Genomic DNA, 14,262 nt, shown 5'->3' with positions numbered 1-14,262 from the left:
AACTACCTGGTAACATAAATTAATAGTTATCCAAAATGCTCTGGGGGGCGACAACCCAGATTAAATCCTTGCTGGGTAATAATTTCAGCCGGTAAGTTACTTAATCGGTGCTCTTTCCGTTGGCGAATTAAATTCGCCACGGCTCGCACCTAAAAGATACATGCTGTTTTGGGCGTGACCTTGGACGTAGTTATAATGGTTTGAGCTTCCATAAAATCATTCGTAGGGTCAATTCGGGACTGTATCAAGCCTAATATCGTTGTTGGCATCAAACAACATTATATAGTATAAATAAGTGCTTATGATGTCAAACCTTCAGACAAAATGTCAAACAAAATGATCATTCTGGTGCATTGTTCAAAATTTTGATGTAAGATTACTTTATCGTCATCATCCTTGTGTTGTGATTTTGGTATTGCTTCCTGTCTTCATCGCTTGTAGTGCGATGAAGACAGGAAGCAATACAGACAAGAGGCAGCACCTGATATCCAGTTGGGTCTTAGTGTCCCTAGTTAGGGTTGTGGTTACCCATCTTCAAAAAATCTGAAATGATTTGCTGTTAATTGATCAAGTTCGACAGCAGATCAACAATAAACACCTAAAACTATGTATGGAGAGTCTCAATGGCTAAGAAATACCAAGACTTATCTGACGCACAGCGAGCAAAGTTTCATGCCAAGCTGGAAGCTTTAGGGATTGACCCTAACACTGTTCCAGCCACAGTTACGACGGAAAGTGGTGGTTTGCGGTGTGGACACCCTGCCGCAAGCGCCGACTTCCCACCCGCTCAAGTCCACGAGATTGGTAGTGTTGCAGATCTGTGTGCGATGGGCGGATGTCCTGACGAGGATTACCAAGCAAAAAGGGCCAGTGATGCTTTTGTCGATTACCCCCCCCCAGCGCCCAGTCTTGGAATGCCGTCCTTGGCCTCTTGTGGTGGCGACGTGTGTCAGCTCAAGGACCGCATGACGGTGCAACACCATGAAGCAGTTGGAAAAGCGCTACATGCTGCAGTGATGGGGGATTCGAGCAAAGTTCGCGATTACGAAGAGCACATCAATGCCATTCACTTTCCCATGGAAATAGCAACCCATGCTGCACAGGATTTGGTGATCACTAAGGACAACCCACTGATTATTGATAATCCAAACGGTCAGCCCACAAACCTCGTTGCTGCCACGATTACGATCGAAGAGGGTGGGTACATTGAGATGAGAACCCCACTTAACATCGAATGCCAGCAATTTACTGTTAATAGTTAGTAAGCCAGAAACAAATAATTATGAGCAATTCCCCCTTTCAAGTTATAGGTGCCGATGGTGCCAATGGCACCAATGCCACCAAAGGTACTGATGGTGGCGACGGCAGAAACGCAGTGCAGGGGACATCAAGTGGCGGCAAGAATCCCACCTGTCAAAACCCCCAAGATCCCACACCAGGTAGCCCTGGAAATCGAGCTGGTCAGGCGTCGGCGGGAAGTGATGGGAATATCACGGGTAGTGGCATTTTCCACTTGGGTGATGTCGATGGTAAGGTTATGATCACTTACTCCGGCGGTGCTGGTGGTAACGGTGGTAACGGTGCTAACGGTGGCAAGGGTGGCGATGGTGGTAATGGTGCTGCTGCCAGCGGTCCTTGTAAGCAGATCAACGGCGCCAATGGTGGCAAAGGTGGCGATGCTACTGATGGTAAACCTGGGGGTAACGGTGCCAATGGACCCAATGTAGTAATATACTATACCTCTAAAACTCCCTCGACTACTTTTTCCATTGATACCAGTAGATTGAAAGGTGGTACTGGCGGTACTGGTGGCAGTGGTGGTGCTGGTGGCAAGGGTGGTAGTTTTGGTGGAAGCAATGGCCAAAACGGTTCTACGGGCAATGCTGCTGCTCCGGGCAAAAGTGGCGCACCAGGAAGTATAGTAGTACGCCAAGAGCCACCAAGCTAGCAAAGTTATCAACTGCGGGAGCTCATGGTATTCCCAGCCACGATTAACATAAAGATTTGATGGCAGTCCTGATCCCTCTTGTCAAACCAGACTCTCTGTTGGTCTGACAAGGGCTTGAAGTCAGCAAATAGATTCTAGATTCGGATGAGTTCAACAGGGAAGCCATTGTCGGTCAATTCATTGACTTAAGGCTTGTAAGTAACTCTCATCTGACAAGTCTTCAGGGCTGTTAGTGCTCAATTTTGACTTAAGTTTCAGTGTGCCGCGATAGGCGACTTCACAATTTTTGTCCCAGTAAGGAGCAACGACATGGTTCAGATCAGTGATGGTGTAATTCGATCAATTGGAGTTAACGGTAGTTCCAAACCAACAGCAAATTCAGGTGATACTGGTAAAAGCGGCAGTAATGGCAAAAACGGCTGTGAAACCGGTGATTGTCCAAAGTGCGACTATTCAAGCAATGGTTCTATGGGTAATCCTGGCGGTAATGGTGCAAGTGGTCAAGGCGGAGGACCTGGTTTGCCTGCGCCATCTTTAGCCTTCCAGTCTGATCAAATAACAGGGTTGCTTGTGATTGTGTCTCAGGGTGGCAATGGCGGTAACGGTGGCAATGGCGGAACTGGAGGAGCTGGAGGAACGGGTGGCAATGCCGGACAGATGACGGGTAGTGCAGCAGAGTCCTGCCTGAAGGACAAAGAGGATAAATGGGCTGAGGGTGGAACCGGTGGAACCGGAGGTAATGGAGGCAATGGAGGTAATGGAGGCAATGGAGGCAATGGAGGCAATATTACCGTGGCCTACAAAACCCTAGCTCCCAATGCCGAAGTCCAACCCCATTCCTTGCCTGGTGCAGGTGGTAATGGTGGTGCAGGTGGTAATGGTGGTGCAGGTGGTGGTGGCGGTGCTAATGAAGTCTATCCACCTCCACCTAAAGGTCAGCCAACTTATGCAGACAATGGTCAGGCGGGTAATTCTGGCAAGCCGGGTGTGTTAGGTAGCGCTGGCGAAGCAGGTAAGGTAGCTATAATCCCCAACAATGGATAAGTGTGCGTCTGATGAGTAATTCTATTCTGAACCAGAACTATGACCCTGCCCTTGGGGCTGAGCTGGTGACCCTGGCGACCTTGGCCAATAAGTCCTTGAGTAGTTTGTTTGTACCTGGGTGGGACTTACTGTTCAAGTACACCAGCTCAAGCATGTACGGGAGTTGCCAGTACTATCTGGCAATGAAAACCTACGATAGTCAAGCAGTCTGTGCAGTGGTCACAGGAGCTTTGTGGCGTAGTTTTATCTCCTTCTATACGCCCCAAGACAATCATATCTTCACCTCGTTGGGTAGCAATATAGTTGGCAGCAAGGCTGTCAATGCTTTCACCCATCAACTGAGGTTGCAGCAAGTACAAGATGATCTCAAAGATATATCACAAACCTTGGCCAAGATCGATAATCCTGATGGGGGCGAGAAGTTGAACCAGGCAGCATTGGCACTGCAATCTCGTTGTGACCAACTGTCTCAATTAGCCCCTAACGATCCTCAATGGCAGTCTTTTCACCAAAGAACTGCAGGCTTAGTTAGCACCCTCCAAGATTTGGCAAAAAGTCCACAAGGCGGCGACATGGCTAAAATTGGTGATGCCATTCGTTGTCATCAAAGCGATTTAAGCCAATTGCGTCAAGGGATCAGGAGCACAAGTCAGGATGCGGAAATCGATACAGGTTTTTCGCTGATGTACCGTGCTATTCGCGGTAGTCTACTGGATGATTTGCAAAAGGTTAAGCAGCAGATTCCTGCCTTCCAAACCACCATGCCAGTGATCTGTGCTGGTCTCGGTCCTGGCGGCCCTATTGCCCAATTAGCTTCCCTAGACCTGCGACCCGGTAATGGCAACTCACCGGCAACTTCTATCCAGGCTTATGCCTATTCTTGTCCGGCCTACGGCAATGGGGATTATCAGAGTTTATACAACAGTGCAGTAACGGCCAGTTTTAGGGTGCAGGCCGAGGCAGATCTGTTCCCTAGTCTTCCAGATCAGACGACTGGTTACGTGCAGGTGGGAACTGAGGAATCACTGCCCTTAAATATTCCTACCTACGATTCACCTTGGGTTGAGCGGGATGGCCCCTATTACAACCAATTACTCACCCAGAGCAATCCTGGTAGTGGGGGACCAGGCACCGTTAGCAGTGTGACTGGTTTCAGTCAAGCGTTAGCTTTTGCCCTGGGTCAGCTTTGTGCTGTGGCTTATCAAATGTTCCAGCACCCTGGCAGTACACCGAGTTTCTCTTACACACCCTATGTCCTCAAGCAGAATCTAACCCTGAATGGTGCGGTGTGGGCGAGTGTGTTCGAAGGGCCAGATAATTTGGTGTTGGCCCTCCGAGGAACAGTCAGTTGGTTGGAATTGATGACAATTGTCAGCGATTCATTTCCTGGCTATCCCAGTTGGCTAACCACTAGCTTTGGCTCTTACGCCAAGTCTTTGGTCGATCTATATGCAAGTGGCCGCGATACTGTTCGTCAGGCTTTAAATGGTTTGGATAACAAACCTGTGCTAGTCACCGGGCATGGTAGCGGCGGTGCGCTGGCTAACTTGATTGCAGTAGATCTAGATCAAAACCCACTGACAGGTCAGCGCAGTTTGGCTGCTGTGTATACCTTTGGGGCAACACCAGCAGCAACGCCAATCTTCGCTACGCAATATGACACTATTTTAGCTGGCAGGAATTACCAAGTGGCTCGTCCCCAGGATATTATGCCTAATTTACCTTTACTCGGTTTCTTTGTGCCCCAAGGACAGCTTGTAACGCTCTCCGGTGGTAGTTTTAACCCATACAACGGAGCCACTTTTCATGGTTTATTAACCTACCTGGCGTTACTCAACACGGGGAACTAGCGATATGTCCAGCAGGGAGATAACTCAAACAACTCCTCACTCCTCCTATTTTCTAAACTTACTGTCTTACCATGGGGTTGAGCTGGCAGAGCTGGGCGATCGGGTGTTACAACCCCTTCCGGGTGAGTCGCAACTGGTGTTGGACTGGCAGAGTGAACGTTCTCAGGTGCAACCGCTGCGGGTTAAACGGAATCATATTGCTCTGTTCGCAGCCTCACGTCTGGTGTTGGGTGAAGGGCAACAGATGATCGTCAGGGGACCGATGGCAGAGCGAGTGGTCTTGATAGTCGATGAGATTTCTGTTGCTGATAGCACAAAACTGGTGTTCGAAGCACCCACTGAGGTAGTGGTTGAGCGCTTAGTGTCGGCTGGTTCTTCATCGAGTCAATTTGTCAGTCAAGGGATTGATGGCGCACCAGGTGTTGAGGGTGTAGCTGGTGCACCAGGAGCAACGGGTGCTGAACCGAATGGCCCTGGAGGTCATGGTGGCGCTGGTGGCTCAGGTACCAATGGACAGGACGGTCTTGATGCTCCCAATGTAACCTTTGCTGTAGCTGAGCTCAGTGGTTCCATTCAGTTCGCCGTATTGCCAGGTCGCGGCGGTGCTGGCGGCAATGGCGGGAAGGGAGGTCAAGGGGGGCGTGGGGGCTATGGTCCGGATAACAGCATGGGAATTGGAGGGACTGGCGGCAACGGCGGACCTGGGGGTGCAGGTGGTGCTGGGGGACGGGGCGGTACGATGCAGGTGTATTACCACAGTATAGCTTCGAATACCCAATTAACCACCGAGACACCAATCGGTCAAGGAGGTGTCGGAGGAGAAGGGGGACGCCCTGGCATTCCTGGCCTTGGACATCCGGACGGGTCTTTGGGTTACCCCGGCAGTAATGGTAGTGTTGGCCCCCAGGGAAGCGCTGGTTCAGTGATTATCACAAAGGTTTAAAGGCATATTAATACCGTTTTGGCTTGAAGTTGAATTTTGCCCCTTACCCGGTGTACACGGGGCATACCTCAAAAAATTTAACTTCAAGCAATTTTCAAGCAATTGGGTATCAGCTATTTTCCCAGAGCAATGCTCGCATTGCGCTTATAACTCCTATTAACAATTTCAGAAAAGGTAACTCCTATGGTAGCGACAGCTCAGAAAATACGAACCTTGGAGGCTGATGTTGTCCCTCTCAGCACAAGTCTGGACAATATCCAAGCTCGTGAAGCAGCTGCAGAATTTGCCACCAATGCGCTGGCTGTGCTGCAAGACTCTGACAATGGGAGTGATGGTTTTGATAGCTCGAAAATTTCACCCGCTCTGATCAAACTGGGCGTCGCGATCGGTCTTCTTGAGGCCGTACCCAATGAGCAGGATAGTTATCAGCTGAACCAAACCTGGTTTGAGAACCCATTGGGGGTTACTGGCGAGAATCTCAAAACCAATGGTGCCACGATTGCGTCTTTGCTGGCTGAGTTGTTAGGAGAAGTTGCTGCCAATGAACTGGGAATTCCATCTCAGGATTTGGGGGCTCTTGGTGTCTGGAACCCCATTCCTAACCCTAAAACTGATCAGCCGACAGGTTTCTATTTGGTTAACTACCCCAAAGATCAAGACAATCCTGCTGAGGATCAGATATTTGGCATTGGTGTATTGCACAGTTGGGATTTTGGAACCAGTGCTTCTGGGCCGAGCAAGGGACCGAGTCAGATAGATGTGAGGGTTTGGGGACTGTTACCCCTCCTGGAAATTGGTGATAACGGTCTGGACTTGGTTTTAGGACAGCAGGGTTATCCCCTTAACATGGGTGCGTTTGTGGGTGGTGCTGATAACCAGCCAATCCTTGATGAACAGGGACTGTCTTTTAACGGCGTTAAATTTTCGGCATTGCTTGATGTGCTGGGTGATCCTGTCATCCAATTATCGGTGGTGTTAGAGCAGTTGCAACTACCTACTGAGACGGCTCCAGCCGATCGTAACCTGAGTGAAATTGCCCAAATTACCCCTCCAGAGTTACTGGCAACGATTTCTACCCTGTTTGTTGCTGCTCTGGAGCGTTTTTTAGGCCAAGACAGCAAGGCTGCCTACTTGTTGCCGATTTTCGGGCTGTCACCCATGGTGCCCAACAGCGAGGTGCGTTTGCCTCTATTGCGCTGGGATTTGCTCTTATCCCAAGCTCAATCGGGTGGCTCTCTGGGTACTCCCTTTATCAATTGGTTCAACGACCTACTGAATACTGAGTCTGCCTTTGCCACCTGGATGAATGCGATCTCCAGTTTGCTAGGCAACCAGTCACCTGAAGTTCAAGGGAGTGGCACTCAAGCCGATCCCTACAGCGTAGTGTTGCTCAGTGATGATGCAATTGGAACCCTGTCATTGACCGCAGTCAGCAATGTAGACACTGTGGGGACACGCTATCTATTACCTGGGTTTCACTTTGCTGGCAAGGGGAAGCAATTGGGATCTACTCCCGTTCAGATCGTGGTTCAGGGACAGGTAGACTTGGCTCAGTTTTCTCTCTCCACCAGTGGTCAGTTTGGTGTCAGCACCCAGTTTTTGCAGTTGGCAATGGGGTTTGCCCTAACCAATACGACGATTGGCGATCCCCTGTTTGAGGGTACGATTGGTCAGGATAGTTACCGCTTTGGCAGCTTGAGTGGCGGAGTCTCTGTATTACACAGTAGTAGCGGGGGGTTGCGAGTCGTTCCGGCCTTCCAACTGGTAGATGTTGCCACTCCCACTGGAGAGTATGACAGGATTGATCTGACCCAGCCTGGTCAGTTGGTGGAGCAGGCGATTAATGAACTCTACCAACTGATTGACAATGCCCTGCAGGAGCTTTTTGGCCTGACGGATCAATCTAGTTATGGTCATCAGGCCGCTATCCTATTGGGGGTTCTCCCACCAGATCTTCCGGCAGGGGTGACCTGGCCCAGTAATTTGACACCACCTTTCAACGCTAGTCAGTTAATCGATTCTTTCCAAGACCCAGTGGCGGCTCTGGCTAGTTACTATAGGCACTTGGTGTCTGGCAGTGATGTTGGGGGGAAAGTCCCTTTTTATTACTTATTAGAGGCGCTAGGCAACCTTCTAAACACCGCGAACAGACCCGCCATTAGTATTGGTGGACAGGGAAGCCTCAGTGATCCCTGGTTAATTCAACTGACGGATGAGAGCTTGCCTGCTTCCTTGGCGGTTAGTATCGATCGTAGCAACCCGGATATACCCCGCCTGACGCTTGGTTTACAGCTTGCTCCCCAAATTAACTTTGGCAATAGTATTGAACTTGACTTAGCCATCACTGTTCAAGCTCTAGCGCTCGATTTACCCACAACAAACTCAGCCTTAGTCGCGCAAATCTTTCCTGGTCTTGGGGCACAATTAAGCTTGCCTCAAACCTTCACCACTCCCACTGTCGCTGGTGCTGCAGTTAGTATTTCTGAGTTAGCTTTCTATGGGTTCTGGTCGCCTTATGGAGCCTGGGAATGGAACCTGAAAGCGGGTCAGCCAGCAGTCATTGTTGATGGCAACAATTTGCCAGTGGGCCAGCCCATGGAGTTAAGCGATAGTGATTCCCTTGCTGAACTCGTCACAAAGCAAGCAGCTACCTTTGCTCCCATTGTTGTAGCACTGATGGGTATAGCGGTATACCGTACGGGTAGCCGCCCTGGTCTGGCTTTGAACGCTATCTTCGGGTTGTTGCCCAACTTAACCCCCTTTGTGCCTAGCGGTCTGCAGTGGCCTCAAGATATGCCAGTGATGACCCCAAACAGTTTTTCTGATCCAATTGGGGATATTAAAAAACAACTGAATGCACTGCTAGCCAATACACAGCGAACTGAAGCCGTTATGGCTCTACTAGGCTGGTCAGTTGACAGTGCCGCCCAGGTGCCGACAGTGATTGGCAGTGGTAGCTACACTCAACCCTTCGCGGTGCCAGTACAATTACCGGGGGATCTGGATCTGGCGATTTGGACCTTCAATGCTGGTCAGACATTAGGTCTTGGTCTACAACGGCGGGTACAAGCTACGCTCGGTGATGTTGCCACCGATACCCAACTCTTATTGCGGATAGTGGAAGTTGGCCTAACGGGTTCTGTGCCGACACAGGATTTTCTACCCAGCTTTCGCTTACAAAGCCAGCTCACTCCCTCGTCGCCACTGCCGATAAATGATGGTAGTGATAATGATAGCCAGCTGATTTCAGTCGTTTTTGGTTTGGAAGTAGCTCTCGATTCAGGTAACCTGGCATTACAGCCGCAAGTGGTCGTCAATATTCGTGATAAAAATGGCGATCGCAGCATTGACTTGCAGCAGTTGCAAGGAAGCAGTAGCCAATTCCAGGTCTCTTTCTATGCCGTCGTTAACCTGGCAATGGCTCAATTGCTGACTCCAATGTTGAGCCACACCACCGTCAAACTGACTTATGACTTGTTGAGTTTGATCAATCTAACCCTACCCCTCAATGATCAACAGACTCAATGTGCTATTGACACCGCTGGCTGGACTGCGATGCTGGCCGATCCCCTGGGCTTCTTCCGACAACGAGGAACAGCTTTGTTCATGGTTCCTGAGACCCGTGCCCAAGCCATTAGCTGGCTAGAAGCTGTTATTGGTATTACGCTACCCACTATTCCTGAACCCCTGTTGCAAGTTTTAGCAGCACTAGAATTAGTAGAACCATCAGCCCAAGCCTATGCACCTCGGCTCTACGATTGGGTAGCTATTATTGCCAATCCATCGCAACAACTACAGAATCGCTTTACGGCTCTCATTCAGGATCAAGCAAAATCTTCAGCGCTGATGGGTGCCTTAGCGACCCAGACAGATCCAATTACTGTCGGTCCCGTGCAACTAACCGTATCAGAAGGGGCAGTCATTGAGCTTTCTATCCTCAAGGATCAACTACCAACTCTAGGTGACATCCTTACAGTTAACGGCAATCTCAAATTCGATTTGCGCACCCACCAGCTCACTGCCACCCTCGGCCTATACAGCCCACCAGTCAAACTAGCAGTAATGTCAGCCCTGAGCATAACAGTTGCTGACCAGATCGAAGCTGAGCTAAACATCAACCTAGCCTGGGGTGACGGTAGCCAGCCAATGCCAGATGCCCTGACTCTCTACCCCTTCAGCAGTAACCAGTTCATCGATCAGGTTACGGTATTGGCACCCACCTTTGCCCTATCCACTTTCTTTACCCAAGTAGTGGATGCCCGTTTGTTAACCAATTATCCGCTGGCACGAACTGTCCTTTCCGCTTTTGGCCTCGTGTTTGAAGATACCAATGGCCATTGGTACACCAAATCACCCTTAGGATTATTTAAGGATCCCCTTGGCTGGTTGCTGGGAGATGCAGTATTGGGTCAAGATGGCCACCTCAACATTGCCACGCTCAGTCGCATCTTGGCAACAGTCAGTGAAACCCAAGCCAGCAATGGTATTGGGATTAAACCCATTGCTAACGGTGCCCGCATTTTCGGTTTACCCTATGGCCAGCAGATCGATTTAGTAGCTGACACTCAAGCAGAATTATTTACCATTACTCCTGGTCTCTCAGACAACACTCCTTTGTCCCTGGTCAACAATGTTTCCCTACAAGCACTTTCTTTCTCCTTATCCCTCGGAGCCAACTTTCAGCCTGGATTTGCTGGCAACATTGCGGTAAGTGGTAAGGTGACCAATAGTACGACGCTGTTGGTTCAAGGCGGTTATGACAAAGGCTTTTTGCTCTCTGCGGGTCAAATGGAAGGAGAAACCAAAAAGCTATTTCAAATTTTGCCCTTCCCGGGTTGGCAGACATTAGTAGTACAGGCAGCTCAGCAAGTCGCTCAGGCTCTGTTGCGGGAACTCACCGACAAACTTCTTGATCAATTATCAAGACTTGGTTCCGATACAGCATCATTTATTACCAACCTACGAAATGCGGGTACTGCCTTGGATGTCGCTGGACTTGTTAATACTCTGATTAGCAACAGTGACAAGGGAGCTGATGTGATTGCTACAGATGCTCTTCGCTGGCTTAGCGCTCGCTTGTCTAGTGACAATGCCTCAGCCACGGTGGAAGCAGTGGCTGGACTTATCAGCCCTTATTTTGATGGTGTCAGCACTGATGCAGGTCTGATCAAGTATCGGCCATCTGACAAAGTACCGATCACCTTAGTTACAGGTGTTCAATCTTTAGATAACACGCGGCAGGTTGGTTTGTGGTTAGAACTCAATCTACCTGCTAGCAGTAAGTTGCTGATTAACTTTGAACCTACTGGAGTGGGTATTCCAGTTCAGGACGATGGTACTTTAGTGACAAACTTTGAACCTCAGCTCAATTTCCAATTGTCGGTTCTAGTAGCTTTGGAAGGTGATACAGGTCCCAAGTTAGGTCTGCGATTCAATACTGAAACGAAGACGCTTGTTCTAGGCATTGATCCTGCTGGTCAGACAGATAAAAATAGCCGTTATTATCGTGAGCTATTGCCAACCTTTTTTAGTGAAAGCGATCCCTCGCAATATGGTAGTGCAGTCATCAGTTGGCTGGAATCTATCCTGATTAATATTGTGCCTCGCTATCTGTCGATCATAGTGCTCAATCAAACTAGAGTGAGTCAGTGGTTAGATCAACCCCTATTTCCTGGAGGTAAAGGTCCGAAAGCGGGCAATGTCCTCATCGCCTCCCAGTTGTTGACGCAGGAAGGTCCCAATAACCTCTACATGCTCAACAGTATCAGTAATCTGGAGGCTCTCACCCTACCAAAATTTCTGGCAGGCTTCCTGCGTGCACTTTTGGCTGAGTCCTTCCAACTGATCGAGATCGGTACCAAAGGTGGAATCTGGCTTGGTCCTCGGCAAGGTATGGACAACTACTTTGGTGTGCGGGTCATGGTTCCTGACTTAACGCTGAAAGCTGTCCCCTATATCACCTTCCAGCTTGGAGACGAGGACACAGAGTGGATCCACAATGCCGGTGGTGATGCCAATCTAGAAGGGGGCGTTGCCCTGTATCTTCCCATCAGCACTGAAGGACCAGATTTCGGCAATCTCTTGTTAGAACTAGTCAATATTGGTCTAGATTTTCACGGTAAGCAGAACCAAAACCTAGTTCAACTCAGCCGATTTAGCTTACGGGCTATACAGCCTCGGGGCCTGATCACCTTCGACTTCAGCAAACCTGACCCTGTTCAATCTTATGGGGGTGGAGTTACCCTCAGTCAGATCGGTATTTCCCTAGCGCCTAACATTGCATCTGGAAAATCAGCCAACCCTGTTGCCCAAAATCTTTTGGGTTCTGGTACTCCTCAATCAAATCCACAAGGCTCCTCAGATAAGCAGAATCCTGCTACCAATCCCTCGTTTTCTGTACGCACGTCCTATGTCAAGCATCTCTATGTAGAATTGTTCAATGATGAAGGTGATAGCACTACTGAGCTCTGGTTTCCTGTGCAGCGCAGCTTCGGCCCCTTACATGCCAATAAGATCGGGGTGGGCTGGGAGCAGAGCGATAAGCTGCTCGACATGTTATTTGATGGCAGCGTATCCCTGGCAGGGCTGTATGTTGGCTTAGAGGGGCTTAAAGTCGGAGTGCCTGTTACCACCCCGCTAGATTTTGACAGTTACAGTTTGGCTTTAGCTGGCTTGGAAGTCTCCTTTGAAAGTGGCTCTGTGGCTCTTTCTGGTGGCTTTCTGAAAAACGACAATCCCCTACGTTACGATGGATCAGTCATGGTTAAGGCAGCCAGCTTCTCGCTAATGGCCTTAGGTTCCTACGCACTGGTGCCAGTGGATCAAGATAAACCTGATGGTGAGAAGGCTCCTTCCCTCTTTATCTTCGTTAACCTCAATATTCCCCTTGGGCCTGATCCAGCCTTTTTCATCACGGGCATTGCTGCTGGCTTTGCCTATAACCGCAACCTGCAGTTACCAGAACCAGGAGCTATCAATACTTATCCTCTGGTACAGGGAGCGGTGAGTAGCTCAGTATTTGGCGGTGATAGTGCTACCCCAGAATCAGCTCTGACACAACTATCAGAGGTGGTATATCCAGAAATTGGCCAATACTGGGTTGCTGCTGGTCTGCAATTTACCACCTATGAACTACTCAGCACCTTTGCCATGTTAGTGGTGCGTTTTGGCAAAGAGTTTGCTCTTGATCTCATTGGTGTCAGCTCCGCATCATTTCCTCCAGCAGTATCGCCATCAGCTGCTTTGGCCTATGTGGAACTGGGTCTGTTGGTATCTTTTCACCCAGATGACGGTGTCCTCTCAGCGCGGGCCCAGCTAACCCCCAATTCCTTTTTGCTTGCTCCAGACTGTCGTCTCACAGGTGGCTTTGCCGCTTTCTTGTGGTTCAGCGGTGAGTATGCTGGAGATTTCGTCATCACCTTAGGGGGCTATAACCCAGCATTCAAGGTTCCAGAGCAGTATCCCTTAGTGCCCCGACTGGGCTTTAACTGGCCCCAAAACCTGGGTGTTGGTTCCCTACTCATTGATGGGGGTGCCTACTTTGCTCTGACTCCTTCAGCGATCATGGCTGGTGGTTACTTACGGGCTCTGTTCCAGCTCGGCCCGTTACGCGCTTGGTTTGACGCTGGCGTGAATTTTCTGATTCAGTGGCAGCCCTTCTACTTTGATCTAGAAGGTCATGTATCAATAGGAGCCTCCATAAGTGTCACAATTGCTGGAGTTAGGGTTACCCTCAGTGCTCAAATTGGTGCCAAGCTCCACATGTGGGGGCCTCCTATTGCAGGTGAAGTCGGCGTGGACTGGTATGTTATTTCCTTTACTATTCCCTTTGGGGACACCAATCAATCTCTACCCAGTTCCCAGCCTTTAGTTTGGGACAGCTTCCAGGAAAACTTTTTGCCGCCTCTGCACACCGATCAAGGGCAAAGTACACAGGGCCTTGTCGAGCGTGCCCCCCATCCACAATTGTTGCAGCTACAAGCGAATACCACGCCCCTGACTCAGGCTTACACAGTACTTAAGCTTCAGGTTCAACAGGGATTGGTAAACGATTATCCGAATCTGGGTTGGTTCATCCAATCACCGTTTGTCCTGCAAGCTACTACTGTCATACCTGCCACTATTGTGAGCTTTGGCGGCAGTACGACCACGTTTAGTGGCCCAGCTGTGGGTATTCAACCCATGGCTCAGCCCTCCATAACTAGTCCGCTCCAAATCACTTTACAAGGACTGAACAGCAGCACCCAAACTTGGGAAACGGTGAATCTGGATGCACGAGGTATCCAGCTAGCCACACAACGGAATGGTGCCCCAGGAGCCCTCTGGTCAAAGACAGCTTTCGATCCGAATGGTGTGCCTGAGGCGAAAACTATTCCTAATAGTATTATGGGCATCACCCTTACAGGTTCCCAGGTATTAACTTATGTTCCTGTTGGTCCTATAGCACTCTCTACCCTGGCATATGTGGATCTCGGTCC

The 14,262-nt window shown here is 49.6% G+C and carries 6 protein-coding genes; all 6 read left to right on the top strand.

What is annotated here, in order from left to right:
* Nucleotides 1-623 precede the first annotated feature (623 nt).
* Nucleotides 624-1,262: a hypothetical protein gene (locus F6K57_RS22180; protein WP_293017387.1), complete on the top strand. Its 639-nt coding sequence runs from the start codon at nucleotides 624-626 to the stop codon at nucleotides 1,260-1,262.
* Nucleotides 1,263-1,282: 20 nt separating this feature from the next.
* Nucleotides 1,283-1,948 carry a hypothetical protein gene (locus F6K57_RS22175; RefSeq protein ID WP_293017386.1) on the top strand — a complete coding sequence of 222 codons (666 nt, stop codon included), beginning with the start codon at nucleotides 1,283-1,285 and terminating at the stop codon, nucleotides 1,946-1,948.
* A gap of 309 nt (nucleotides 1,949-2,257) precedes the next feature.
* Nucleotides 2,258-2,992 (top strand): hypothetical protein, encoded by a 735-nt coding sequence (locus F6K57_RS22170; protein WP_293017385.1) that lies wholly within the window; start codon nucleotides 2,258-2,260, stop codon nucleotides 2,990-2,992.
* Between the two features lie 11 nt (nucleotides 2,993-3,003).
* On the top strand, nucleotides 3,004-4,842 hold the full coding sequence (locus F6K57_RS22165; protein WP_293017384.1) for a hypothetical protein: 1,839 nt from the start codon (nucleotides 3,004-3,006) through the stop codon (nucleotides 4,840-4,842).
* 4 nt (nucleotides 4,843-4,846) lie between these two features.
* The gene (locus F6K57_RS22160) at nucleotides 4,847-5,785 is read left to right on the top strand and encodes a hypothetical protein (protein WP_293017383.1); all 939 of its coding nucleotides are present in this window, start codon (nucleotides 4,847-4,849) and stop codon (nucleotides 5,783-5,785) included.
* 183 nt (nucleotides 5,786-5,968) lie between these two features.
* On the top strand, nucleotides 5,969-14,262 hold an 8,294-nt coding region (locus F6K57_RS22155), incomplete at its 3' end, for a DUF6603 domain-containing protein (protein WP_293070694.1).

Origin of the sequence: Moorena sp. SIO4A5 (assembly GCF_010672005.1) — a bacterium.
GTDB lineage: Bacteria > Cyanobacteriota > Cyanobacteriia > Cyanobacteriales > Coleofasciculaceae > Moorena.
Note: the sequence above shows the minus strand (reverse complement) of the source record. Positions and strands in the feature narration are given on the sequence as shown.

What these genes read in the sequence shown, in the direction of transcription:
- F6K57_RS22180 (WP_293017387.1), top strand. Translation starts at nt 624, where the DNA reads ATGGCTAAGAAATACCAAGACTTATCTGACGCACAGCGAGCAAAGTTT.
- F6K57_RS22160 (WP_293017383.1), top strand. Translation starts at nt 4,847, where the DNA reads ATGTCCAGCAGGGAGATAACTCAAACAACTCCTCACTCCTCCTATTTT.
- F6K57_RS22175 (WP_293017386.1), top strand. Translation starts at nt 1,283, where the DNA reads ATGAGCAATTCCCCCTTTCAAGTTATAGGTGCCGATGGTGCCAATGGC.
- F6K57_RS22170 (WP_293017385.1), top strand. Translation starts at nt 2,258, where the DNA reads ATGGTTCAGATCAGTGATGGTGTAATTCGATCAATTGGAGTTAACGGT.
- F6K57_RS22165 (WP_293017384.1), top strand. Translation starts at nt 3,004, where the DNA reads ATGAGTAATTCTATTCTGAACCAGAACTATGACCCTGCCCTTGGGGCT.